Genomic DNA, 22,674 nt, shown 5'->3' with positions numbered 1-22,674 from the left:
CGACCTCCCTTCGTGTCAGGAGCCCGCGGCGGCGAGAACCGCCCGGCCGGTCAGCACCCTGGCGAGGTGCTGCCGGTACTCGACGTCGGAGTTGCCGTCCGCCGTCGGGTTCGTGCCTTCGGCCGCGTGTTCGGCCGCGCCGCGGATCGCCTCGGCCGTGGCCGCGCAACCGACCAGCGCCGCCTCGACCCCGGCCGCCCGCACCGGCGTCGAGCCCATGTTGGTGAGCGCGACCCGCGCCTCCTCGATGGTGCCCGCCTCGGTGCGGACACAGGCCGCGACCGCGACCATCGACCACGCCTGCGCGACCCGGTTGAACTTCTCGTAGTGGGCACGCCAGCCGGTGTGCTTCGGCACGCGGACCTCGACCAGGATCTCGTCCGCGGCGAGCGCGGTGGTGAACATGTCCTGGAAGAAGTCCGCCGCGGGGACCGTCCGCCGTCCGCCCGGTCCGGCGACGACGAGTTCGCAGCCGAGCGCGAGCACGGGCGCCAGCAGGTCGCCCGCCGGATCGGCGTGCGCGATGGCGCCGCCGAACGTGCCGCGATGGCGGATCTGCGGATCGGCGACCGTGTCGGTGGCGGCCTTGAGCAGCGCGGCGTGCTCGGCGACCAGCGCGTCCCGCTGGACGTCGTAGTGCGTGGTCATCGAGCCGATGACCAGCGCGTCGCCGTCCTCGCGGACACCACGTAACTCGGAGACCTTCCCGAGGTCGATCAGCGTGGTCGGCGTGGCGAGCCGCATCCGCAGCACCGGCAACAGGCTTTGCCCGCCTGCCAGCACCTTGGCGTCCTCGCCCGCTTCGGCGAGCGCGCGCACCGCTTCGTCCACTGTGGACGGAGCGACGTAGTCGAACGGGGCCGGGATCACTGGGCACCTCCGGTGGCGTCGATCGAACCGAGACCGCCCCCGGCTTCGGAACCCAGCCCGCCCGCGGCGGCCGACCCGTACTGGACGGCGTGCCAGACCCGCATCGGGGTCAACGGCATTTCGATGTCGTTCACCCCGAAGTGCCGGACGGCGTCGATCACGGCGTTGACCACCGCCGGGGTCGAAGCGATCGTGCCAGCCTCGCCGACTCCCTTGGCGCCCAACGGGTTCGTCGTGGACGGCGTCTCGGTGCGGTCGGTGGTGAAACTGGGCAGATCCGCCGCCGACGGCAGCAGGTAGTCGGCGAACGTGCCGGTGGTCAACGTCCCGCCTTCGTCGTGGACGGCCTCTTCGAACAACGCCTGCGCGATGCCCTGCGCGAGTCCGCCGTGCACCTGGCCTTCCACGATCAGCGGGTTGACCGCCACGCCGACGTCGTCGACGCAGACGTAGGAGCGCAGCTTCACGCGCCCTGTCTCGGTGTCGACCTCGGCCGCGCACAGATGCGTGCCGTGCGGGAAAGAGAAGTTCTCCGGATCGAACGTGTCCGACGAATCGAGTGAGGGTTCGACCCCGTCCGGCAGGTCGTGCGCCGAGAACACGGCCCACGCGATGTCCTGAATGGACGTCGAGGAATCCGTGCCCTTGACGGAGAACTTACCCGCCTCGAATTCGAGGTCGTCCTCGGCGCATTCCATCATATGCGCCGCGATCGGTTTAGCCTTGGCGAGCACCTTGTCCGCCGCCTTGACCACCGCGACCCCGCCGACCACCAGCGACCGGGAACCGTAGGTGTCCATGCCCTTGTGCGAGGACTGGGTGTCGCCGTGGATGACCTCGATATCCTCGAACGGGACACCGAGTTTGTCCGCGACGATCTGGCTCCACGCCGTCTCGTGCCCCTGGCCGTGCGCGGAGGCGCCGGTGATCACCTCGATCTTGCCGGTGGGCAGCACCCGAATGTCCGCGTGTTCCCAGCCGCCCGCCGCGTAGTCCAGCGAGCCGAGCACCCGCGACGGCGCGAGGCCGCACATTTCGGTGAACGTCGAGATACCGATGCCGAGCTGAACGGAGTCGCCGGATTCCCGCCGCTCCTTCTGTTCCCGGCGGAGGCCGTCGTAGTCGAAGAGTTCCTTGGCCTTGGCGGTGGCGGCCTCGTAATTGCCCGAGTCGTAGGTCAGCCCGGCCACCGTGGTGAACGGGAACTCCTCGTGCTTGATCCAGTTCTTCTCGCGCAGCTCCATCGGGTCCATGCCCAGTTCGACGGCGAGTTCGTCCATGATCCGCTCGATGCCGAACGTGGCCTCCGGCCGCCCGGCGCCGCGATAGGCGTCGGTGAGCGTGGTGTTGGTGAACACGTTGGTGCAGGCGAAGTGGTACGCCGGGAACTTGTAGATGGCGTTGAACATGAACGCGCCGAGGATCGGCACGCCGGGGCCGACGAGGCCGAGGTACGCGCCCATGTCGGCGAGCAGTTCGACCTTGAGGCCGGTCACCGTGCCGTCGCGGTTCGCGGTGATGGTGAGATCCTGGATCTGGTCGCGGCCGTGATGCGCGGCGACCATCGTCTCCGACCGGGACTCGGTCCACTTGACCGGTTTGCCGAGCCGCTGTGCGATCAGCGTCGACATCATCTCTTCGGGCAGTACGGCGATCTTGCCGCCGAACCCGCCGCCGACGTCCGGCGCGATCACCCGCACCTTGTGCTCGGGGAGACCGAGCGTGGCCGCGGTCATCGTCTTGAGGATGTGCGGGACCTGGGTGGCCGACCACATGACCAGCTGGCTGCCGGTCGGGTCGACGACGCACGCCCGCGGCTCCATGAAGGCGGGCACGAGCCGCTGCTGACGGAAGCGCCGTTTGAGGACGACTTCGGAGTTCGCGATCGCGTCCTCGACGTCGGTTCCCGTTCCCGCGCCGGCGGAATCGAAGACCCATACGGCGTTCTGGTTGGTACCGAGATCTTCGTGCACCAGCGGCGCGCCCTCGGCGAGCGCGTTCTCCAGCCCGAGAACGACCGGCAGTTCGTCGTACTCGACGTCGATCGCTTCGAGCGCGTCATGCGCTTCGGCCGACGTACGGGCGACGACCACCGCGACGCCTTCACCGGCGAAGTTCACCGTGTCCGAAGCGAGAATGGGGCGCCTCGGCGATTTCATGTCCGGCGTGATCGGCCACGCGCACGGCATGCCGATGGCGCTTTCGGGGTCGAGGTCCTTGCCGGTGAACACCGCGACGACACCCGGCGCGGACTTCGCCTCGGTGACGTCGATCGAGACGATCTTGGCGTGCGCGAACGGGCTGCGGAGTACCGCGAGATGCAGCATGCCCGGCAGCGTCAGGTTGTCGGTCCAGCGCGTGCGGCCGGTGATGAGGCGCTCGTCCTCCTTGCGGCGACGGGACTTGCCGACCTCCGGTTCGATCGTGGAGGTCATCACTCACCACCCGCGCCGACACGGGAAGCGGTGTCCGAGGCGAGCCGCTCGGCTTCGGGACCGGCACCGGGCCGCATCTGGTGGGCGGCGTCGCGCACCGCGCGGACGATGTTCTGGTAGCCCGTGCAGCGGCACAGGTTGCCTTCGAGTCCTTCTCGGACGGCCTTCTCATCGGGATCGGGATTGTCGGCGAGCAGGTCGATCGACTGCATGATCATGCCGGGTGTGCAGAATCCGCACTGGAGCGCGTGATTCTCGTGGAAGGCCTTCTGCACCGGGTGCAGTTCGCCGTCGCGGGCGAGTCCCTCGATCGTGGTGATCTCGCAGCCGTCGGCCTGGACCGCGAGTACCGAACAGGATTTCACGCTGTGCCCGTCGAGGTGGACGGTGCAGGCCCCGCAGTTGCTGGTGTCGCAACCGACCACGGTGCCTACCTTCCCGACCCGTTCGCGCAGATGGTGCACGAGCAGGGTGCGGGGTTCAACGTCGTCTGTGTAGCTGGTTCCGTCGACGGTGACGGTGATGCGCATCAGGCCTCCAAAAGCAAGAGAAACCCCGCGCTGGTCCGGGGTCGTTCGGGAGCGGCCGGTCATTCGGTTGTCACGGACCGACCCCGGAGGACCGTGATCGGACTCACAGTCGAGCGTGCTACTTCTGCCCGGCCGGGACAACCCCCACCAGGGGGTGACTCCCGGCCGGGCCCGCAAATGCGTTTGAAAGGAAGGAAAAGTGGCGCAGATACGGAAGTATGGGCGAGTGTCCCTTTGGTACTGACTCGTGAGTGGCAATGACGGTTAGAACCGTCCTTACTCCCGGGGCCAGGCGGCGTTCGCCCCGGTGACCACGGTGGCGGCGAACTCCCCCGGGAGGTCGTGCACGGTCAGCGCGGCCAGGCCGGCGGCGCCCGCGGGTTCCGGGACGACGCCGAGGATTTCCTCACCCAGTCGCATGGCCGCGCGCAGATCGTCGTCGCTGACCAGCACGAAGTCGTCGACGAGCGACCGCATCCGGCGGATGGATTCCGACTCCGGGGTCCGGATCGAGATCCCACCGGCGAACCAGTTCGCCCGATCGACGGTGATCGGTTCACCCGCCCGCCAGCTCCTCGCCATCGCCGGAGCCGACTCGGTCCCGACGCCGACGATCCGGACGTCCGGCGAGTGCGACTTGAGCCAGAGCGCGACCCCGGCGATCAGCGCGCCGTCGCCGACCGGGAGGACGACCGTGTCGATCCCGCTCTCCCGTGCCAGTTCCAGGCCGATCGTGCCCGCACCTTCGGAGATCGCGGGCTCGCGGCCGTCGACCACGAAGACGCGATCCGGCGCTTCGGCGGCGAAGGCGGCAGCGGCGGCTTTCGCCTCGCCGTCGACCCGGCGCACCCGGGCGCCCAGCGCCTTCATCCGCCGGAGTTTGACCGGGGAGATGTCGATGGGGACGAACACCTCGGCCCGCAGGCCGCGTTTCCTGGCGGCGAAGGCGACGGCCTGCCCGAAGTTGCCGCTCGTGCCGCACACCATCGTGGTGCCCGGCTCCAGCCCGGCGGCGAAGTAGTCCGCGCCGCGGCCTTTGAAGCTGCGCAACGGATTCAGCGTCTCGACCTTCACCAGCACGCGACGGCCGAGCCGCTCGTTCAGCTGTTCGTCGCTGTACTGCGGTGAGTTCAGGAAAACGGGGTCGATCACTTTCGCCGCCTCGGCGATGTGGTCCAGCTGGAGGTCGATGTCGGTCATGACGCCCAAGCTAGGCCGGAAGCCGATCATGCCGATTGTAAATTTTCCCGCCCGCGTGCAAAAATCTTGCGTGCCTCTCGACGAGATCGACCACCTGCTGCTCGACCTCGTCCAGGTCGACGCGGCCCGCCCGCTGCACGAGCTGGGTGACGCCGTCGGCCTTTCCCCGAGCGCGGTCCAGCGGCGGCTGACCCGGCTGCGCGCGGCGGGCGTGATCCGCGCTCAGGTCGCCGTGCTCGATCCGGAGGCGCTGAGCGCCGGGATGGCGTCGGTCATCCTGATCGCCCTGACCGACGACGACGTGAAGCACCACAATGCGTTCCGCGAGCGCATGCTGGCCGAACCGCGAGTCCAGCACTGCTACAGCATCGTCGGGCAGTGGGACTACGTCGTCGTCCTGCTCACCCCGGATCTCAAGGCGAGCCGCCACCTGGCCAGGGAGCTGTTCACCGAGCACGTCAAACGGTTCGAAACCCTGCCTGCCTTCGACGTGGTCAAGTCGAGTCAGGCGATCCCGGTTCCCGGCGTCAGCCGTGGATCCGGCCGGTGAGTTCGGCGAGCCGCGACCCCGAACCGCTCCACCGCAGCGCGATGATCTCCGCCGCGATCGACACCGCCGTCTCCTCCGGTGTCCGCGCGCCGAGGTCGAGGCCGATCGGTGAGGACAGCCGTTCGAGTTCCGCCTCGGTGACCCCGGCCTCGCGCAGCCGCGCGAACCGGTCGTCGTGGGTCTTGCGCGAGCCCATCGCGCCGACGTAGCCGACGTCGAGCCGCAACGCGACCTCCAGCAGTGGCACGTCGAACTTCGGGTCGTGGGTGAGCACGGCGATCGCGGTCCGGCCGTCGATCCGGCCAGCCTCGGCCTCGGCGGTCAGATAGCGATGCGGCCAGTCGACGACGACCTCGTGCGCGTCGGGGAACCGGCTCTTCGTCGCGAACACGGGCCGCGCGTCGCAGACCGTGACCTGGTAGCCGAGGTAGGCGCCCATTTTCGCCATCGCGGCGGCGAAGTCGATCGCGCCGAACACCAGCAGCCGCGCGGGCGGCTCGAAGGAGTTGACGAAGACCGTCATCCCTTCGCCGCGGCGCTGCCCGTCCGGCCCGTAGTGCAGCGTGCCGGTGCGACCGGCCACGAGCATCCCGCGCGCGTCGTCGGCGACGGCGTCGTCCATCCGCGAGGAGCCGAGCGAACCGGCGACGCGGTCCGGCCACACGATCAGGTGCTCGCCGACCAGCCCTTCCCGTTCGTGCTCGATCACCGTCACCACGGCGACCGGCTGTCCACTGTGGACCGATTCGACGACGTCGCCGAGTTCCGGCATCGAGTCGCGGTCGACGTGCTGGACGTAGATGTCGATGATCCCGCCGCAGGTCAGCCCGACCGCGAACGCGTCGTCGTCGGTGACGCCGTAGCGCTGCGACACGGGTGCGCGGTCGGCGACCACCTGTTGCGCGAGTTCGTAGACGGCGCCCTCGACGCAGCCGCCGGAGACGCTGCCGGTGACCGTGCCGTCCGGCGCGACGAGCATCGCCGCGCCCGGGCTCCGCGGCGCCGACGAGAACGTCGCCACCACCGTGCCGACCCCCACGGTCTCACCTGCCGCCCAGCGGCGGTGCAGTTCGTCCAGTACGTCACGCATCGGCGATCTCCAGAAGCAGTCGTTCCAACGTGGCCAAGCTGTGCCCGGCGAGCAGCCGATCGAGGTACGGGAGCGCGGCCACGATGCCGGACTGCACGGGAGCGTAACCCGCCCGCCCCGCGTGCGGATTCACCCAGAATACGGCGTGCGCGAGCCGGCGAAGCCTGGCGAGCTGCTCGCCGAGCAGGCCGGGGTCACCCCGTTCCCAGCCGTCGGAGAACACGGTGACCACGGAACGCCTGGCCACGCCGCGTTGTCCCCAGCGGTCGAGGAACGCTCGCAGGGTCTCGCCGAGGCGGGTCCCGCCCGCGAAATCGGGGACGGCGGCGGCCGCGGCGAGCATCGCGTGCTCGGGATCGCGCAGGCGCAGCTGGCGGGACACCCTGGTGAGCCGGGTGCCCAGGGTGAACACCTCGACGCGGCCGGGAGCGCGCCGGGTGACGACGTGCGCGAACCGCAGCAGGGCGTCGGCGTACGGGCCCATCGAGCCGGAGACGTCGATCAAGAAGACGAGGCGGCGGGGTTTCGCGCCCCTCCGCCGGTATGCCAGGCGCACGGGTTCGCCGCCACCGGCCAGCATCGCGCGGAGCGTGCGCGACGGATCGAGCTTGCCCCGCCGGGCGGCGCGGCGGCGCGGCGAGGTCCGCAGCGGGAGGGCCGGGCGCAGTTTCGCGAGCAGTTCCCGCAGGTGAGCGCGTTCGGCGACGGTCAGTTCGGCGAGGTCGCGGTGTCGCAGGATCTCGTCCTCACTCGCCGCCACGCGGAGCTGGTCGGGTTCCGCGCCGGACTCGCCTTGGGCCGGCGCCTGTGCGAGCGCGGCGATCCTGGCGCGCTTCGGGGGCGCCTCCCGGCCTCGCCGCCGGGGACCGGTTTCGGCCTCGGTGAACCAGCTGTCGAACGCGGTGTCGTAGTGAGGGAGGTCGTCTGGGTCGGCGCACAGCGTCAGCCGTCCTGCCCAGTACAGCTGCTCGGGGTCGGCCAGGTCGACCTCGCCGACCGCCGAGAGGTACGCCTGGATTCGGTGCGCGTCGCACGGCAAACCGGCTTCGCGCAAAGCCTCCGCGAAGCCGACGAAACCCGCCAATGGATCGCTCACCTCTCCATTGTGCCCGCGTTTCGTCCTCCAGTTGCGGTAGTTGCGCGTGCAACTACCGCAACTAGAGGACGAAACGCGGCGTCAGCGGCGGGCGAAGACGGGGGTTTTCTCGCGGAGGGGGCCGATACCGCCCATGACCGCCGCCAGGCCCGTGAGCAGCGGAAACCGGTCCGAGATCCGGAGAGGCAGGGGGATGGTCCGCGCGGTGAGCGTCCCGTCGAGTGCGGGCTCGATGAGCATCTTGTGCTCCCCCAGTTGCTGTTTCTGGGCGAGGGTGACGGCGACGTTCCGGCGGCGCTGCACCCGGCCCAGGTCCCGCGCGGTCAGCGTGCCGCTCCGCAGTGGGGCGGCGAGGATCCGCGCGGCCGCCACGGCGTCCTGCACCGCGATGTTGACGCCCATCCCGCCGACCGGTGACATCGCGTGCGCGGCGTCACCGATGCAGAGCACCCGCCCGGAGTACCAGTGCGGGAGTTTGGACATCCGGACCTTCAGCAGTTTGACGTCGTCCCAATCGCGGATCGCGGCGAGCTCGCCCGCTCCCCAGCCGAACAGGCCGCCGATCCGTTCGCGGAACTTCTCGATGCCCTCGGCACGCTGCGCCTCGTTCTGGCCCTTCCTGATCAGGTACGACGTCTGGTAGTAGTCGCCGCGGTCCATCGTCACGCCGGCGAGGCCGTTCGCGAAACAGCCGAACACCTGGGCTTCCTTGCCCGTGTCTTCGAGTTTGGGCACGCGGACCCACCACACGTCCATCGGTACGTCGTACTCGCGCGGCACGAGCCCCGCTTCCGCGCGCACCAGGGAATCCCGGCCGTCGCAGCCGACCACGAGCGACGCGGCCAGTTCCCGTTCCACGCCGTCGGAATCGCGGTAGCGCACCCCGCCGCCCTGGCGCAGTCCGGTGACCTCGGCGCCCATCCGCAGGGTGAACGTCGGTTCCGCGGCCGCCGCTTCGGCGAGCAGGTTCAGGAAGTCCCACTGCGGGACCATCGCGATGTACTTGTGCGGCCCGGGAATCCGGCTGAAATCGGCGGCGACGATCGTCGCGTCGCCGATCACCATCCGCATCTTCTCCAGCCGTTTCGACGGGAGTTCCGCGAACCGGTCACCGAGGCCGAGTTCGTCGAGCAGCATCAACGTCGGGGGATGCACCGTGTCACCGCGGAAATCACGGAAGAAGTCCCTGTGCTTTTCGAGGACGGTGACCTCCACCCCGGCTCGCGCCAGCAGCAGACCGAGCACCATCCCCGCCGGACCGCCCCCCACCACACAACACTGTGTCCGTTCCATAACCGAGTTGTAGCGCGCCAGGCGGGCCGCCGCCATGGATTCGGCACCGAAGAGGACCTAGGTCCCGCTGGGAATCCTCGCTACGGTGACGCCATGTTCTCGTCCCGTGCCGTGCTCGCCGCCCTCCTCGCCTGCGCCCTCGGCGCGGCCGCCGCCCCGGCCGCCTCGGCGACCCCGCCGTCCTCACCGGTCCCGGTCGTGTTCGACGGCGACTCCGATTTCGCGGACATCGCGACGCTCGCGTACCTGTGCCAGGCGCACAAGCAGCGCCGCATCGATCTGCGCGCGGTCACCGTCACCAACAACGGCGCCGGAATCCCCGGGCGCGCGCTGACCCATGTACGGACGGCGCTCGGGAAATGCGGGCTCTCCGGTGTTCCGGTCGCCGACGGTTCCGACACCGGCGTGAATCCGATGCCCGCCGACAGCCGCGCCTGGACCGAGAGCATCCTCAACGGCGCACTCGGTGACGCGGGGATTCCGGACCGTCCGTCACGGGTCCGGGCGTCGACCCTGCTCGCCGCGACGGTGCTCAAGTCGGCGAAACCGGTCGTCGTGATCGCGACCGGCCCGCTCACGAATGTCGCGAAGGCGATGGACGTTCCCGGTGTGGCGCAACGGATTTCGCGGCTCTCGGTGATGGGCGGGGCCTTCGACGTCCCCGGCAACGTGTTCGGCCCGGACGCGAAGAAGTTCGACGGCACCCAAGAAGTCAACATGTGGCTCGACCCCGCATCGGCGGACAAGGTCTTCGCCGGGCTCCGCCGGGTCGACATCGTTCCACTGGACGCCACCAACGACGTCCCCATCACACCGTCCTATGCGGAGCGTCTGGGCCGCGAAGGCCGGACCGCGGAGGCGAAACTGGTGCACTCCATCGTCACGCAGCCCGACCTCACGCCGTACGTCCAGGACGGGACGGCGTTCTGGTGGGACACGCTCGCCTCGTCCGAGGTGTTCGACGCCGTGAGCCCGGTGAAGCTGCGGCAGGCGAAGGTCGACGTACGGCAGGACGGTGCCGCGGCGGGCCGCACTTACGTGACACCGAAGGGAACTTCGCAGAACGTCGGCTACGACGCCGATCCCGTGGCCTACGAGAACGGCTTCCTGAAGATGCTGAACGGTTAGGTCGTGACGCGCAGTCCCGCGATGAGGACCCCGACCATCCGGCGAGCGTCGTAGCGGGGGTCGCTGTCTGCGCCGATACAGAGGTTCCCGACGCCGCGCATGACCTCGATCGCTTGGAGATCCGAGCGGATCTCGCCGGATTCGGCCGCGGCGTCGAGCAACGTCGCGCACACGGGCAGGAGCCTGTCGAGGAAGTAGGCGTGCAGCGTCTCGAAACCGGTGTTGTCCGCCTGGAACGCGGCGGCGAGACCGTGTTTGGTGACCAGGAAATCGACGAAGAGGTCGATCCAGCGCCGCAACGCCTCGTACGGGGAATCGCTCGACGCCAGTAGTTCCGGCCCGGCCTCGGCGCAGGCGTCGACCTGGTGCCGGTAGACGGCGATGATGAGGTCGGCCCTGGTCGGGAAGTGCCGGTAGATCGTGCCCATCCCGACACCCGCCTTGGCCGCGATGTCGCGGACCGGCGCCTCGACCCCCGAGGTGACGAAAACGGCGGCGGCCGCGTCGAGCAGGGTCTTCTCGTTGCGCCGGGCGTCCGCGCGTTTGGACTTGGCGCCTTCTTCACTCACCACGCGGCATCCTCCACCATGGTTGCCAAACGGAACAGTGTTCCGTATCGTTAGCGGAGCAACGTTCCGCTTGCTTATCTTGCCATGGAGGACACCGTCATGCAGTACCGCACCTTGGGCAGGACCGGTGTGCAGGTCAGCACCCTCGCGCTCGGCGCGATGAACTTCGGCGCGATCGGGCGCACCACCCAGGACGAGGCCACCGCCATCGTCGACGCCGCCCTCGAAGGCGGGATCAACCTCGTCGACACCGCCGACATGTACAGCGCGGGCGAGTCGGAGGAGATGGTCGGCAAGGCCATCGCCGGACGCCGCGAGGACATCGTGCTGGCCACGAAGGCGACCATGCCGATGGGCGACGACCGCAACCATCAGGGCGCTTCACGCCGCTGGCTGGTCACCGAACTGGACCACAGCCTGCGCCGCCTCGGCGTCGACCACGTCGATCTCTACCAGATCCACCGCTGGGACCCGAAGACCAGCGACGAGGAGACCCTTTCGGCGCTGACCGATCTCCAGCGCGCGGGGAAGATCCGCTACTTCGGTTCGTCGACGTTCCCGGCGTACCGCGTCGTGCAGGCACAGTGGGCCGCCCGCGAACACCGCTTGAGCCGGTACGTCACCGAACAGCCCAGCTACTCGATCCTGCAGCGTGGCATCGAAACGCACGTGCTGCCGGTGACCGAGGAGTACGGGCTGGGCGTGCTGGCGTGGAGCCCGCTCGCTTCGGGCTGGCTTTCGGGCGCGGTCCGCGAGGGGCAGGAGATCACCACCAACCGCTCGAAGGTCCGGCCGCAACGCTTCGACCTGACCGTCCCGGCCAACCGGGCCCGGCTCGAAGCCGTCGAACGGCTGGCCAAGGTCGCCGACGAGGCAGGCCTGACGCTGATCCAGCTCGCGCTCGGCTTCGTGACCGCGCATCCTGCCGTGACCAGCGCGATCATCGGGCCGCGCACCCTGGAGCACCTGGAATCCCAGCTCGCCGCCGCGGACACGGTGCTGCCGTCCGACGTCCTCGACGCGATCGACGGGATCGTCGCTCCCGGCGTCGACCTCGCCCCGGACGAAAAGATGGACACCCCGCCGTCGCTGCTCGACCCGGCACTGCGGCGTCGCTGACCTCGGTCAGGCGAGCAGTTTGTCCAGCTTGGCGCGGACGCGGTCGAGGTCTTCGCTGTACTTGAGCACCGCGCCGAGCGTCCGCGCGGCCGCCGCGGCGTCCAGTTCGGACATTTCCAGCGCGAGGAGCGCCTGAGCCCAGTCGAGGGATTCCGCCACCCCGGGTGGTTTCAGCAGTTCCATCGCCCGGAGCCGGTGCACCGCCGCCGCGACCTGGGCGGCGAGTCCTTCGCCGAGGTTCGGGATCTTGCGGCGCAGGATCTCGATCTCGCGGCCGAGGTCCGGATGTTCGAGCCAGTGGTAGAGACAGCGGCGCTTGAGCGCGTCGTGGACTTCCCGGGTTCGGTTCGAGGTGAGCACCACGAGCGGCGGATGCTCGGCGCGCACCTCACCGAACTCGGGAATGGTGACGGCGTTCTCGTCGAGGAGTTGCAGCAGAAAGGCCTCGAACTCGTCGTCGGCGCGGTCGATCTCGTCCACCAGCAGTACGCACGGCGCGGTCTGCAACGCCTTCAGCAGCGGCCGGGAGAGCAGGAACCGTTCGGTGTAAAGGGACTGCTCGGCGGCCTCGACGTCGAGGCCGCCGTCACCGGCGGCTTCGAGCGCCCGCAGATGCAGTAACTGGCGGGGGAAGTCCCATTCGTACAGGGCCTGCGCCGCGTCGATCCCTTCGTGGCACTGAAGCCGGATGAGCGGCATGCCGAGTGCTTCGGCCAGTCCCAAGGCGAGTGAGGTCTTGCCGGTGCCCGGCTCCCCCTCGCAGAACAGCGGGCGGCCGAGCCGCAGGGCGAGGAACCCGGCCGTGGCGATGCCGTCGTCGGCGAGGTAGCCGACCGATTCGAGGGCTTCGGCCAGTTTCTCGGGCGATTCGACGGTCACTTCCCGATCGTAAGCCTCGGGGAGCGGGAGATCAGCCTGGAAGATCCCTGCGGCGGTCCACGTCGTGCCCGGTGCCGAGGTCGCCGCATTCGACGAGCCTCAGGTCCGGGCGTCCCTTGAGCCAGTCCCGCGCGCCCTTGTCCCCGGACGCGCCCGCCACGATCTCCGGCCACCAGCGGCGGCCGAGCACGACGGGATGACCGGGGACGCCGTCGTAGGCCGCCCGCGCGACGGTGTTCTCACCGGCCCCGTCCGCGACCCGGCGCACCACTTCGGCACCGACGCCGGGCAGATCGACGAGATGCACGACGGCGGCGACGGCACTGCTGGTTTCCAGTGCCTTCAGGCCCGCCCGCAGCGACGCACCCATGCCGGACTCCCAGTCTTCGGCCACAACGGCGGCCCCGGAGTCAGGCAGGAGCGCACGGACTTCCGCGGCCGAGGCACCCAGCACCACCCGGACCGGTGCGCAGCCGGCGTCGGTGAGCACTCGCAGCGCCCGGACGACGAACGGTTCGCCGTCGAGGACGGCCAGTGCCTTCGGCCCGCCGAACCGGCGCCCGGCCCCGGCCGCGAGCAGCAGCCCGGCGTTCTCAGCCATGTCCTGCCTTCGTGTGCCCCGCCTTGATCGGGGGCGCGGAGGCCAGGTCGGTCTCGATGGCTCTCGCCGCGTTGAGCAGCGACGGCAGCAGTTCCTGCTCGACCGACTCGGGCGTCGTGCGGCTGGCGTGCGTGGAGAGGTTGACCGCGGCCACGACCTTGCCGCGCCGGTCCCGGATCGGCGCGGCGATCGAACGCAGGCCCTCTTCGAGTTCCTGGTCGACCATCGCGTAACCCTGCCGATAGACCCGCTCCAACTCGGCGATCAGGTCCTTTTGCCTGGTCAGCGTGCGCGCGGTCAGTTTCTCGAGTTTGGCCGCGTCCAAGTAGCCGTGCAGGTCCTCGCCTTCGAGGTCGGCCAGCAGGACGTGCCCCATCGACGTCGCGTGGGCCGGGAAGCGAGTGCCGACATTGATGCTGACGGTCATGATCCGCGAGACGGCCACCCGCGCGACGTAGACGATGTCCGGACCTTCGAGCACCGACACCGAACTCGACTCGTGCACCTCGGCGGACAGCCGTTCCAGATGCGGCTGGGCGACCTCGGGCAGAGACAGGCTCGACAGGTACGAGTAGCCGAGTTCGAGGACCCGCGCGGTGAGCGAGAAGTATTTGCCGTCCGTGCGCACATATCCCAGGTCGACGAGGGTGAGCAGGAACCGGCGGGCGGCCGCTCTGGTCAGCCCGGTGGAGCGGGCGACGTCGCTCAGCGTGAGTTCGGCCGCGTCCGCGTTGAACGCTTTGATCACCGCCAGCCCGCGCTCCAGCGACTGGACATGATGCGCTCCGCGCTCGGTCACCTCGCCTTCGTCCATACGAGAACCCTAACCGCCACCCTCTTCCTGAGCGGCAGGCTCACCGAGTTCGGCCAGCACCCGCTGGGCGACGGCGAACGCCGCGTTGGCGGCCGGGGCACCCGCGTAGACGGCGGTGTGCAGCAGGACCTCGGAGATCTCCTGCGCGCTGAGTCCATTGTGGACGGCGGCCCGGACGTGCATGGCGAGTTCGTCGTGGGCGTGCAGCGCGGTGAGCGCGGCCAGGGTGACGCAACTGCGGGTCTTGCGGTCGAGTCCGTCGCGCGACCAGACTGAGCCCCACGCGCCCCGGGTGATGTAGTCCTGGAACGGGCGGCTGAACTCGGTGGTGCGGGCCACCGCGCGATCGACATGCGCGTCACCGAGGACCTCGCGGCGCACCCGCATCCCGGTCTCGTAGGGGTCTTCGCTCATCGGGCCACCTCCAGGTGTTCGAGGATCAGCGCGGTGAACCGCTCCGGCTGTTCGAAGTTGCCCAGATGCGCGGCGCCTTCGACGACCTCGAGCCGCGCGTCCGGGATGCCGCCCGCGATCACTTCGGCGTGATCGACCGGGGTGGCCGGATCCTCGGCCCCGGCGATGACCAGCGTCCGCGCCACGATCTTGGGCAGGTCGCCGACGAGGTTCATCCGTTCGATGGCCTGGCAGGACGCCGCGTATCCCTCGGCGGGGACACTCTCGATCATCTCGCGCAGGAACCGGGCCCGATCGGGATGGGCGGCGGCGTAACCGGCGGTGACCCAGCGGCCGACTCCGGCTTCGGCGACGGATCCGGTGCCGTTCTCCCGGACGGTCCTCGCCCTGTCCGCCCACATCTCCGGCGGCCCGAGTTTCGCGGACGTGCAGCACAGCGTGAGGCTCTCGATCCGGTCCGGCGCGTTCACCCCGAGCCACATCCCGGTCATCCCGCCGAGCGAAAGCCCGACGACGTGAGCCCTTTGGGCGCCGTGCTCATCGAGCAGCGCGAGCAGGTCACCGCCGAGATCCTCAAGCGCGTACGGCCCGGGCGGGGCCGGGGAGGCGCCGTGCCCGCGGGTGTCGTAGCAGATCACCCGGAAACCCTGCTCCACCAAGGGTTTCACCTGCGGCTCCCACATGCGGTGGTCACTGCCGAGCGACCCGCTGAACACCACGACGGGACCGTCCACGGGCCCTTCCGCGACGCTGTGCACCTTCACTGGGTCGGACGTCGAAGAACTAGACATCGAAGAACACCGTTTCCCCTTGGCCCTGCAACCGGACGTCGAACCGGTAGCCGTCGCCGTCCTTGGTGGCGATCAGCGTGCCCCGGCGGGCTTCCGGGACAGAGGCGAGCACCGGATCTTGGGAGTTGTCGTTGTCCTCGAAGTAGATCCGGGTGACGACGCGGTGCAGGAGACCACGCGCGAGCACCGAGACGTCGATATGCGGCGCCTGCGTGCTGCCCGCCGGACCGGGCAGTGCGCCGGGCATGATCGTCCGGATCTCGTAGTTCCCACCCGGATCGGTCGGGCAGCGCCCGAAGCCCCGGAACCCGTTCGCGACCGCTCCGCGCGGGTCGTCGGGGTGGTCGAAACGGCCGTCGCCGTCGGCCTGCCAGGTTTCGATCATCGCGTCCGGGACAGGGTTCCCCGCGCCGTCGAGGACCCTGCCGTGGATGCGGATCGCGGCCGGTTCGTCCGCCGGGACGACGTCCGGCCCGTCGGGCCAGGGCAGGCCGATGGACAGGTACGGGCCGACGGTCTGGGAAGGCGTCGTCTCGGGCATCAGTGCTCGTCCTCCTCGTCCTCGAAGACCGACGCCTCGCGGCCGCGTACGACGATGTCGAACTGGAAGGCCAGCGCCCACTCGGCTTCGGTGCGGTCGAGGTCGAATCGCGCGATCATCCGCTGCCGCGCCTTCTCGTCCGGGATGGAGTTGAAGATCGGGTCCTGCGAAAACAGCGGGTCTTCCGGGAAGTACATCTGCGTGACCAGCCGCTGGGTGAACGCGCTGCCGAAGACGGAGAAGTGGATGTGCGCCGGCCGCCAGGCGTTGTCGTGGTTCTTCCACGGGTACGCGCCCGGTTTGATGGTGGTGAAGGTGTAGCGCCCTTCGGAATCGGTGAGCGTCCTGCCCGCACCGTCGAAGTTGGGGTCCACCGGTGACGGCCATCGGTCCAAGGTGTGCCGGTATCGGCCACCCGCGTTCGCCTGCCAGATCTCCACGAGCGAATCCCGGATCGGCCGTCCGTCACCGTCGAGCAGCCGTCCGGTGACGATGATCCGCTGTCCCTGCGGCTCACCCGCGTGGCCCTGGGTGAGGTCGTTGTCGAACTCGCCGACCCGCCCCTGTCCCAGCGCCGGGCCGGTGATCTCGGTCAGCAGGTGCGGGAGCACGATCAGCGGCTCCTGGGGGTGGCGCAGCGCCGTCGACCGGTACCCGGCGTAGTCGAGCGGCGGATGCGTTCCCTCCGGATCGCGCCGGTAGCGCGGGAGCCTCAGTTCTGCGGGTGCGGACATGCTGCTTGCCTCCTCCAGGCGCTGGTCAGTGAGCTTCGAGCACGACGGCCAGCCCCTGGCCGACGCCGATGCAGATGGCCGCCAGCCCCCACCTGCCGCCGGTGCGGCGCAGGTGGTGGGCGAGGGTGCCGAGGATCCGGCCGCCGGAGGCGCCCAGCGGATGCCCGATCGCGATCGCGCCGCCGTTCACGTTCACGATTTCCGGGTCGAGCTTCGACCAGTCGCGCAAACAAGCCAGTGACTGCGCGGCGAAGGCCTCGTTCAGTTCCACCGCCGCCAGGTCGTCCCAGCCGATCCCGGCGCGCTCCAGCGCGATCTCGGCGGCGCGGACCGGGCCGATGCCGAAGACGTCGGGGTCGACGCCAGCAGCGCCCCGGCCCGCGATCCTGGCCAGCGGTGCCTTGCCGAGCCGCTTCCCGGCGGCCTCGTCACCGAGCAGCAACGCGGACGCGCCGTCGTTCAGTGGCGACGCGTTGGCGGCCGTGACCGTCCCTTGTGGACGGAAGACGGGCTTGAGCTTCGCCAGCTTCTCCGGGGTGGAATCGGGGCGGATACCTTCGTCACGGGTGAGTTCGACGCCCTCGACCGGGACGACGTGGTCGTCGTAGAACCCCTCGTCCCAGGCGCGGGCGGCGTTGACGTGGCTGCGGACGGCGAACGCGTCCTGCTCGTCGCGGCCGATGCCGTAGCGCTCGGCGAGCTGTTCGGTGGACTCGCCGAGCGAGACCGTCCACTGCTCGGGCATCTTCGGGTTGACCATGCGCCAGCCCAGCGCGGTGGAGTGCAACGTCTGGTTGCCGGCGGGGAAGGCCTTCTCCGGTTTCTGCATGACCAGCGGCGAGCGGCTCATCGACTCGACCCCGCCCGCGACGGCGAGCGAAGCGTCACCGACCTGGACCGACCGGCTCGCCTGCATGACCGCGTCGAGACCGGAACCGCACAGCCGGTTCACAGTCGCGCCGGGGACGCTCGTCGGCCAGCCCGCCAGCAGGGCCGCCATCCGAGCGACGTTGCGGTTGTCCTCGCCGGCGCCGTTGGCGTCGCCGAGCACGACCTCGTCCACGGTGGCCGGGTCGAGATCGTTGCGCTCGCCCAGCGCCCGCAGCACGGTGGCGGCGAGGTCGTCCGGCCGGACCCCGGACAGGGCGCCGCCGTACTTGCCGAACGGGGTACGGATGGCGTCGAACAGGAAGACGTCGGTCATGCGCTCGCCCTTTTGAGGTCTCGGAGGATGCGGAGTTCTGCCTCGGTCGGCGCCGGGGTGGTTCCGACGTCGCCCGCCACCTTCAGTTTCCACCCGGTCGCCTCGACGACCTGATCGACCTCGATCCCGGGATGCAGTTCGGTGAGGGTGAGCTCGGCGGTCTCCGGGTCGGGCCGCATCAGGCCGAGGTCGGTGACCACCAGCGTCGGCCCTGCGCCGGGGAGCCCGAGCCGCTCGCGGTCGCCCTTGCCGGTGCCGTGGCCGAACGACGTCACGAAGTCGACCTTCTCGACGAACGTGCGGGGGCTCTGCCGCAGCACCACGAACACCTCGCGGCAGGACGCGGCGATCTCCGGCGCCCCGCCAGCCCCGGGCAGCCGCACCTTGGGGTTGGCGTAGTCCGGACCGATGACGGTGGTGTTGATGTTGCCGAACTTGTCGAGCTGGGCGGCGCCGAGGAAACCGACGTCGATCCGGCCGGGCTGGAGCCAGTAGTTGAAGACCTCGGGAACGCTGACCACGGCGTCCGCGGTGTCGGCGAGTTCGCCGTCGCCGATGGACAACGGGAGCCGGGTCGGTTTGGCGCCGAGGCAACCGGATTCGTAGATCAGCGTGAGGTTCGGCGCGTGCCCGCGGCGGGCGAGGTTGGCCGCCGTACTGGGCAGGCCGATGCCCACGAAACAGGACATCCCATCACCGAGCGCGCGAGCGGCGGCGACGCTCATCATCTCGTCGGAGGTGTACTCGGTCATGCCTTCACTCCCATCAGCTCGTCGAGCCAGCGGGTGAAGCTCTCCCTGTCCCGGCCGATCACGTCCCATGCCTGGTAGGCGTCGTTGTCCCGTTCGTAGTATCCCGCCGCGTACGACGGGCTCGCGCCGCCGGGAACCTCGGCGACGGCGGTGACCGCCCACGACGGCAGCACGATCGCACCCGGCCGGGGCTCCAGTTCGGCCACGACCTCCTCGACGGTGACCAGCGATCGCTTCGCCGCCAGCACCGCCTCCTTCTGCACTCCCGTGATGCCCCAGATCTGGACGTTGCCGGACCGGTCGGCGCGCTGGGCGTGCACGATCGTCACGTCCGGGTTCAGCGCGGGGACGGCGGCGAGCTGTTCACCGGTGAACGGGCAGGTGATGGGCTTGATCGTGTCGGTCTGCGCGGGAAGATCGGTGCCGGTGTAACCGCGCAGCACCGCGAACGGCAGGCCCGACGCACCGGCGACGTACCGATTCGCCATGCCCGCGTGGCTGTGTTCCTCTATCTCCAAGGGCACCGGCCACGCGTGCTGGACCGCGTCGCGGAAGCGGTGCAGCGAGCCGACACCGGGATTCCCGCCCCAGGAAAAGATCAGCTTGCTCGCGCAACCCGCGCCGATGAGCTGGTCGTAGACGATGTCCGGGGTCATGCGGACCAGTGTCAGGCCGGTGCGGCGCTGACGGATGATCTCCTGGCCCGCGGCTACGGGGATGAGGTGCGTGAAGCCCTCGAGCGCGACGACGTCCCCGTCGTGCACCAGCCGTGCCACGGCCTCCTTCAACGACAGCAGCTCCGCCATCCCCACTCCCTGACCTGTTCGTATCGCGCACACCTGTTCTGCATATGAACATAGCACAGCGGAGCCGGTCGAGCACTCCATTCTTTGATCGAGTGCGTGAAGGTGCCGGTGATGGCGCGACGAGTCGTGAAGGCCCGCGACTCGGTACGGTCTTCAAAGTCGAGATCTTGCAGTTCGGGCGACTATTCGTCGCTGCGCGAGGTTGACGATGGAGGAATTGGGAAGTTGAGTGTCCCCATTCCTGCATCGTCAGCGGGCCCACCGGTTGCGGAGCCCCCTGAGCGGGGGAGGATTTCGGACGTTGAACGTCCGAAATCCTCCCCCGCTCAGCCCTTCCTGGCACCAGCGATGCCAAGTCCGGATTACCAAAAGCAGCGCTGACCAGCAGCTCTGCGACTTTGCCGGAACCCTGCGTCTAGCGCAAGGAAGGGGGCCTTCATGTACTTGGGACGTCAGCGACGACTACGCGAGCGCCGACCCCCCTCAGCCATTCCCACTGCCCGACGGGAACCACTCGACGGCTCTGAAGTCCCCGGTCTCGACCGTCTCGACCGTCGCACTGCTCATACAGGGCGGCACGACGAACTCGTGGTCGGGATCGGGCCCCCAGCTGTAGCCGACCCTGTCGCGCCTGCCGTGGTCGTACACCGACATCCCGACCCGGCGCTCCTTGAGCCCGGGAACGTTCGTGTCCTTGACGATGCCGGTGACCACGGCGACCGGGCCGCCGACCACCAGGCAGTCGACCGTCCCCTGGAAGTAGGCGGAGATCTCTCCGACCGCGTGGCTCACCCGGAACGTCCCGCGGCTGTCCGGGAAGAGGCCGTGGGCGTCGAAGGTGAACCGGACGTCGTCGCCGCCCTTCCGCAGCATCTTGGCGCTGCCGACCAGGCTCGGTTCGGTCGGTTTCCCCTTGCCCTCTTCCGCACCCGACGCCGGACCGGCGGCGGCGAGTGTCGCGGTGAGGACCATCGCCGCACCGACGGCCGCCAGTTCTCGTGATCGTTTCATTTCCACCCCTGAAATCCCCTGGTCGCGGAGCTTTTCCGCGCTTACGACGATCCCGGGAAGCCCGCCGGTGACGACTCCCCCGCGCAGGGGAAGCACCTCCCTCATTACGGGGATTCGCGCGTTTGGGATACCAACTGCCGCACACTAGGCTGACGAGGTGACCTCGACGATCGCGGTGACCCGGTGGATTCCCGACGAAGCGCTGAAAGTGCTCACCGAAGCCGGGGAGGTGAAACTGTCGCGCGCCGACCGGCCGCTGACGCCGGACGAGCTCCGCGAGTTCGTGCGAGGCGCCTCCGCGATCGTCGGCATGCTGCACGACCGGATCGACGGCGCGGTCGCCGACGCGGCGGGCCCGGGGCTGAAGGTCGTGGCGAACGTGGCCGTCGGCTACGACAACGTCGACGTCCCGGCGCTGGCCGAACGCGGGATCACCGTCACCAATACCCCCGGCGTGCTCACCGACGCCACCGCGGATCTGGCGTTCGGGCTGATCCTCGCGGTCACGCGGCGGCTCGGTGAAGGCGAACGGGTGATCCGCTCGCGCACGCCGTGGTCGTTCCACCTGGGTTTCCTGCTCGGTTCCGGACTACAGGACAAGACGCTCGGGATCGTCGGGCTCGGCCAGATCGGGCAGGCGGTCGCACGGCGGGCGCTCGGTTTCGGCATGCGGATCGTCTACTCGGGACGGTCGCGGGCGGCGGAAGACGTCGAGCGGACCTTGGGCGCGAAGTACTTGTCCCTCAACGAACTACTGGAAAGCTCCGATGTCGTTTCCCTGCACTGCCCCCTGACGCCGGACACCCGGCACCTCATCGACGCGGACGCGCTGAGGTCGATGAAACCGGGCGCGTACTTGATCAACACCACGCGTGGTCCGGTCGTCCACGAGGCGGCACTGGCGGACGCGCTCGAAGCCGGCGAGATCGCCGGAGCGGGCCTCGACGTGTTCGAAGCCGAACCCGAGGTCGAGCCTCGCCTGCTCGGCCTCGAAAACGTCTTCTTGACGCCGCACCTCGGATCGGCGACGGTCGAGACCCGTACTGCCATGGCCGTGCTCGCGGCCGAAAACGTCGCGTCGGTGCTCACCGGCGGGAACCCGCTGACGGAGGTTCGTCCATGACTCGTGTGGTCATCGCGCCCGACAAGTTCAAGGGAAGCCTGACCGCGATCGAGGCCGCGGAGGCGATCGCCGACGGCGTCCGCGACGCACTGCCCGATGCCGAGGTCTCCTCCTGCCCGGTCGCCGACGGCGGCGAGGGAACGCTCGACGTCCTCGTCGCGGCGGGTGGCCGTCTCGTGGAACTTCCGGTCCGGGGACCACTCGAAGCCACCGTCGACGCGCGTTACGTGATGCTCGACGGGACGGCCTACATCGAGTCGGCCCGTGCGTGCGGGATCGAGTTCGTGGAACCGAGCCCGGAAGTGGCGCTGGCCGCGCACACCTGGGGCGTCGGCGAACTTCTCGCCCACGCGCTCGACAACGGTGCGCGGCGGCTGGTGCTGACGGTCGGCGGAACAGCGAGCACCGACGGCGGCGCCGGGATGCTGGCGGCGCTGGGCGGCGGGGTGTTCGACGCGTTCGGCGCACCCGTCGGACTCGGCGGCGGCACACTGGGCCGCGTCGCCTCGGCCGAACTCGGCCCGGTGCGCGAACGGCTCGGAGACGTGACGGTCGCCGTCGCCACGGACGTGACGAACCCCTTGCTCGGACCGCGGGGCGCAGCCGCGATCTTCGGACCGCAGAAGGGCGCGGGCCCGCGCGAAGTCGAGCAACTGGACGAATCCCTGGCCCGCTGGGCGCAGGCGTTGCGGAACGCCGGGACTCCCGACGTCTCCGACATCCCCGGCGCGGGAGCGGGCGGCGGGGTCGCCGCCGGTGCGATCGCGGGACTCGGGGCGACGGTCGAATCCGGTTTCCAGCTCATCGCCGGGCTCACCGGGGTCGCCGCCGCCATCGAGCGCGCCGACCTCGTCATCACCGGCGAGGGCTCACTGGACGAGCAAAGTCTCGACGGCAAGGCCCCGGCGGGCATCGCGGCCCGCGCACAGGAGCACGCGGTGCCGCTGATGGTGCTGGCCGGGCGGATCCAGCTGGACGAGAGCCAGCTCGCCGGCCTCGGTGTGGTGGGCAGCGCCGCCCTGATCGACCACGCGCCTTCGCTCGACCACGCGCGTGCGCACGCGGCGGAACTCCTGCGCGAGCGGGCCGGCGAGCTGGTCCGTGCCTGGGCCCGGACTTAAAGT

24 protein-coding genes are annotated in these 22,674 nt (G+C 69.6%); 5 read left to right on the top strand and 19 right to left on the bottom strand.

All coding sequences use genetic code 11. The features are described from left to right. Positions 1-15: 15 nt before the first annotated feature. The 4 genes from ACLARN_RS05595 to ACLARN_RS05580 all read right to left on the bottom strand — a co-directional run bounded on the left by ACLARN_RS05595 (position 16) and on the right by ACLARN_RS05580 (position 5,035). Entirely contained in the window at positions 16-870 is an 855-nt protein-coding gene (locus ACLARN_RS05595; RefSeq protein ID WP_409490201.1) for an FAD binding domain-containing protein, read from the bottom strand. Then, positions 867-3,305, bottom strand: coding sequence for a xanthine dehydrogenase family protein molybdopterin-binding subunit (locus tag ACLARN_RS05590; RefSeq protein WP_409490200.1), 2,439 nt, complete (start codon positions 3,303-3,305; stop codon positions 867-869). The genes ACLARN_RS05595 and ACLARN_RS05590 overlap by 4 nt, the downstream gene beginning before the upstream one ends. Further along, complete coding sequence (locus ACLARN_RS05585; RefSeq protein WP_101609727.1) at positions 3,305-3,835, bottom strand: (2Fe-2S)-binding protein; 531 nt, start codon at positions 3,833-3,835, stop codon at positions 3,305-3,307. Before ACLARN_RS05585 ends, ACLARN_RS05590 begins: the two co-directional genes overlap by 1 nt. A gap of 276 nt (positions 3,836-4,111) precedes the next feature. Then, the gene (locus ACLARN_RS05580; RefSeq protein ID WP_409490199.1) at positions 4,112-5,035 is read right to left on the bottom strand and encodes a threonine/serine dehydratase; all 924 of its coding nucleotides are present in this window, start codon (positions 5,033-5,035) and stop codon (positions 4,112-4,114) included. Positions 5,036-5,105: 70 nt separating this feature from the next. Here ACLARN_RS05580 and ACLARN_RS05575 point away from each other — a divergent pair, with 70 nt between their 5' ends. Beyond that, entirely contained in the window at positions 5,106-5,585 is a 480-nt protein-coding gene (locus ACLARN_RS05575; RefSeq protein ID WP_409490198.1) for an Lrp/AsnC family transcriptional regulator, read from the top strand. Here the strand turns inward: ACLARN_RS05575 and ACLARN_RS05570 are convergent. The 3 genes from ACLARN_RS05570 to ACLARN_RS05560 form a co-directional block, all read right to left on the bottom strand. Further along, on the bottom strand, positions 5,563-6,675 hold the full coding sequence (locus ACLARN_RS05570) for an XdhC family protein (protein WP_409490197.1): 1,113 nt from the start codon (positions 6,673-6,675) through the stop codon (positions 5,563-5,565). The genes ACLARN_RS05575 and ACLARN_RS05570 overlap by 23 nt on opposite strands. After that, on the bottom strand, positions 6,668-7,771 hold the full coding sequence (locus ACLARN_RS05565) for a vWA domain-containing protein (RefSeq protein ID WP_409490196.1): 1,104 nt from the start codon (positions 7,769-7,771) through the stop codon (positions 6,668-6,670). The genes ACLARN_RS05570 and ACLARN_RS05565 overlap by 8 nt, the downstream gene beginning before the upstream one ends. Before the next feature lie 81 nt (positions 7,772-7,852). Next, positions 7,853-9,064: an FAD-dependent oxidoreductase gene (locus ACLARN_RS05560; protein ID WP_409490195.1), complete on the bottom strand. Its 1,212-nt coding sequence runs from the start codon at positions 9,062-9,064 to the stop codon at positions 7,853-7,855. A 93-nt stretch (positions 9,065-9,157) separates the two neighbouring features. Here ACLARN_RS05560 and ACLARN_RS05555 point away from each other — a divergent pair, with 93 nt between their 5' ends. After that, the gene (locus ACLARN_RS05555; RefSeq protein WP_409490194.1) at positions 9,158-10,192 is read left to right on the top strand and encodes a nucleoside hydrolase; all 1,035 of its coding nucleotides are present in this window, start codon (positions 9,158-9,160) and stop codon (positions 10,190-10,192) included. On the opposite strand, the gene ACLARN_RS05550 is transcribed toward ACLARN_RS05555, so the two are convergent. Beyond that, positions 10,189-10,761 carry a TetR/AcrR family transcriptional regulator gene (locus ACLARN_RS05550; protein ID WP_409490377.1) on the bottom strand — a complete coding sequence of 191 codons (573 nt, stop codon included), beginning with the start codon at positions 10,759-10,761 and terminating at the stop codon, positions 10,189-10,191. The two genes, ACLARN_RS05555 and ACLARN_RS05550, sit on opposite strands and share 4 nt — an antisense overlap. A gap of 99 nt (positions 10,762-10,860) precedes the next feature. On the opposite strand from ACLARN_RS05550, the gene ACLARN_RS05545 reads away from it, so the two are divergent. Next, the gene (locus ACLARN_RS05545) at positions 10,861-11,880 is read left to right on the top strand and encodes an aldo/keto reductase (RefSeq protein WP_409490376.1); all 1,020 of its coding nucleotides are present in this window, start codon (positions 10,861-10,863) and stop codon (positions 11,878-11,880) included. Positions 11,881-11,886: 6 nt separating this feature from the next. Here the strand turns inward: ACLARN_RS05545 and ACLARN_RS05540 are convergent, their stop codons facing one another. From ACLARN_RS05540 to ACLARN_RS05490, 11 genes are all read right to left on the bottom strand, one after another. After that, positions 11,887-12,759: an AAA family ATPase gene (locus ACLARN_RS05540; protein WP_409490193.1), complete on the bottom strand. Its 873-nt coding sequence runs from the start codon at positions 12,757-12,759 to the stop codon at positions 11,887-11,889. Between the two features lie 31 nt (positions 12,760-12,790). Then, the gene (locus ACLARN_RS05535) at positions 12,791-13,360 is read right to left on the bottom strand and encodes an NTP transferase domain-containing protein (RefSeq protein WP_409490192.1); all 570 of its coding nucleotides are present in this window, start codon (positions 13,358-13,360) and stop codon (positions 12,791-12,793) included. Then, positions 13,353-14,174, bottom strand: a complete 822-nt coding sequence (locus tag ACLARN_RS05530) for an IclR family transcriptional regulator C-terminal domain-containing protein (protein ID WP_409490191.1) — start codon at positions 14,172-14,174, stop codon at positions 13,353-13,355. The genes ACLARN_RS05535 and ACLARN_RS05530 overlap by 8 nt, the downstream gene beginning before the upstream one ends. A 9-nt stretch (positions 14,175-14,183) precedes the next feature. Next, entirely contained in the window at positions 14,184-14,588 is a 405-nt protein-coding gene (gene pcaC / locus ACLARN_RS05525) for a 4-carboxymuconolactone decarboxylase (protein WP_409490190.1), read from the bottom strand. Continuing rightward, a complete protein-coding gene (gene pcaD / locus ACLARN_RS05520) occupies positions 14,585-15,379 on the bottom strand; it encodes a 3-oxoadipate enol-lactonase (protein ID WP_409490189.1) in 795 nt (264 codons plus the stop codon). Before pcaD ends, pcaC begins: the two co-directional genes overlap by 4 nt. Beyond that, positions 15,372-15,920, bottom strand: a complete 549-nt coding sequence (pcaG, locus tag ACLARN_RS05515; RefSeq protein WP_409490188.1) for a protocatechuate 3,4-dioxygenase subunit alpha — start codon at positions 15,918-15,920, stop codon at positions 15,372-15,374. The genes pcaD and pcaG overlap by 8 nt, the downstream gene beginning before the upstream one ends. Beyond that, positions 15,920-16,654 (bottom strand): protocatechuate 3,4-dioxygenase subunit beta, encoded by a 735-nt coding sequence (gene pcaH, locus ACLARN_RS05510; protein WP_409490187.1) that lies wholly within the window; start codon positions 16,652-16,654, stop codon positions 15,920-15,922. The genes pcaG and pcaH overlap by 1 nt, the downstream gene beginning before the upstream one ends. Before the next feature lie 25 nt (positions 16,655-16,679). After that, positions 16,680-17,858: a thiolase family protein gene (locus tag ACLARN_RS05505; protein WP_409490186.1), complete on the bottom strand. Its 1,179-nt coding sequence runs from the start codon at positions 17,856-17,858 to the stop codon at positions 16,680-16,682. Continuing rightward, positions 17,855-18,610, bottom strand: coding sequence for a CoA-transferase subunit beta (locus ACLARN_RS05500; RefSeq protein ID WP_409490185.1), 756 nt, complete (start codon positions 18,608-18,610; stop codon positions 17,855-17,857). Before ACLARN_RS05500 ends, ACLARN_RS05505 begins: the two co-directional genes overlap by 4 nt. Beyond that, positions 18,607-19,416 (bottom strand): CoA transferase subunit A, encoded by an 810-nt coding sequence (locus tag ACLARN_RS05495; protein WP_409490184.1) that lies wholly within the window; start codon positions 19,414-19,416, stop codon positions 18,607-18,609. The genes ACLARN_RS05500 and ACLARN_RS05495 overlap by 4 nt, the downstream gene beginning before the upstream one ends. 483 nt (positions 19,417-19,899) lie before the next feature. Then, complete coding sequence (locus ACLARN_RS05490; RefSeq protein ID WP_409490183.1) at positions 19,900-20,427, bottom strand: hypothetical protein; 528 nt, start codon at positions 20,425-20,427, stop codon at positions 19,900-19,902. 157 nt (positions 20,428-20,584) lie between these two features. On the opposite strand from ACLARN_RS05490, the gene ACLARN_RS05485 reads away from it, so the two are divergent. Both ACLARN_RS05485 and ACLARN_RS05480 read left to right on the top strand, forming a co-directional pair. After that, positions 20,585-21,550, top strand: a complete 966-nt coding sequence (locus ACLARN_RS05485) for a 2-hydroxyacid dehydrogenase (RefSeq protein WP_409490182.1) — start codon at positions 20,585-20,587, stop codon at positions 21,548-21,550. Continuing rightward, the gene (locus ACLARN_RS05480; RefSeq protein ID WP_409490181.1) at positions 21,547-22,671 is read left to right on the top strand and encodes a glycerate kinase; all 1,125 of its coding nucleotides are present in this window, start codon (positions 21,547-21,549) and stop codon (positions 22,669-22,671) included. The genes ACLARN_RS05485 and ACLARN_RS05480 overlap by 4 nt, the downstream gene beginning before the upstream one ends. Positions 22,672-22,674 lie beyond the last annotated feature (3 nt).

Origin of the sequence: Amycolatopsis sp. cmx-11-12, from assembly GCF_046269425.1 — a bacterium.
Lineage (GTDB): Bacteria > Actinomycetota > Actinomycetes > Mycobacteriales > Pseudonocardiaceae > Amycolatopsis.
This window is presented reverse-complemented; position numbering and strand designations above follow the sequence as displayed.

What these genes read in the sequence shown, in the direction of transcription:
- ACLARN_RS05495 (WP_409490184.1), bottom strand. Translation starts at nt 19,416, where the DNA reads ATGGCGGAGCTGCTGTCGTTGAAGGAGGCCGTGGCACGGCTGGTGCAC.
- pcaG (WP_409490188.1), bottom strand. Translation starts at nt 15,920, where the DNA reads ATGCCCGAGACGACGCCTTCCCAGACCGTCGGCCCGTACCTGTCCATC.
- ACLARN_RS05560 (WP_409490195.1), bottom strand. Translation starts at nt 9,064, where the DNA reads ATGGAACGGACACAGTGTTGTGTGGTGGGGGGCGGTCCGGCGGGGATG.
- ACLARN_RS05480 (WP_409490181.1), top strand. Translation starts at nt 21,547, where the DNA reads ATGACTCGTGTGGTCATCGCGCCCGACAAGTTCAAGGGAAGCCTGACC.
- ACLARN_RS05555 (WP_409490194.1), top strand. Translation starts at nt 9,158, where the DNA reads ATGTTCTCGTCCCGTGCCGTGCTCGCCGCCCTCCTCGCCTGCGCCCTC.
- ACLARN_RS05590 (WP_409490200.1), bottom strand. Translation starts at nt 3,305, where the DNA reads ATGACCTCCACGATCGAACCGGAGGTCGGCAAGTCCCGTCGCCGCAAG.
- ACLARN_RS05570 (WP_409490197.1), bottom strand. Translation starts at nt 6,675, where the DNA reads ATGCGTGACGTACTGGACGAACTGCACCGCCGCTGGGCGGCAGGTGAG.
- ACLARN_RS05535 (WP_409490192.1), bottom strand. Translation starts at nt 13,360, where the DNA reads ATGGCTGAGAACGCCGGGCTGCTGCTCGCGGCCGGGGCCGGGCGCCGG.
- ACLARN_RS05500 (WP_409490185.1), bottom strand. Translation starts at nt 18,610, where the DNA reads ATGACCGAGTACACCTCCGACGAGATGATGAGCGTCGCCGCCGCTCGC.
- pcaD (WP_409490189.1), bottom strand. Translation starts at nt 15,379, where the DNA reads ATGTCTAGTTCTTCGACGTCCGACCCAGTGAAGGTGCACAGCGTCGCG.
- ACLARN_RS05585 (WP_101609727.1), bottom strand. Translation starts at nt 3,835, where the DNA reads ATGCGCATCACCGTCACCGTCGACGGAACCAGCTACACAGACGACGTT.
- pcaC (WP_409490190.1), bottom strand. Translation starts at nt 14,588, where the DNA reads ATGAGCGAAGACCCCTACGAGACCGGGATGCGGGTGCGCCGCGAGGTC.
- pcaH (WP_409490187.1), bottom strand. Translation starts at nt 16,654, where the DNA reads ATGTCCGCACCCGCAGAACTGAGGCTCCCGCGCTACCGGCGCGATCCG.
- ACLARN_RS05545 (WP_409490376.1), top strand. Translation starts at nt 10,861, where the DNA reads ATGCAGTACCGCACCTTGGGCAGGACCGGTGTGCAGGTCAGCACCCTC.
- ACLARN_RS05530 (WP_409490191.1), bottom strand. Translation starts at nt 14,174, where the DNA reads ATGGACGAAGGCGAGGTGACCGAGCGCGGAGCGCATCATGTCCAGTCG.
- ACLARN_RS05580 (WP_409490199.1), bottom strand. Translation starts at nt 5,035, where the DNA reads ATGACCGACATCGACCTCCAGCTGGACCACATCGCCGAGGCGGCGAAA.
- ACLARN_RS05490 (WP_409490183.1), bottom strand. Translation starts at nt 20,427, where the DNA reads ATGAAACGATCACGAGAACTGGCGGCCGTCGGTGCGGCGATGGTCCTC.
- ACLARN_RS05505 (WP_409490186.1), bottom strand. Translation starts at nt 17,858, where the DNA reads ATGACCGACGTCTTCCTGTTCGACGCCATCCGTACCCCGTTCGGCAAG.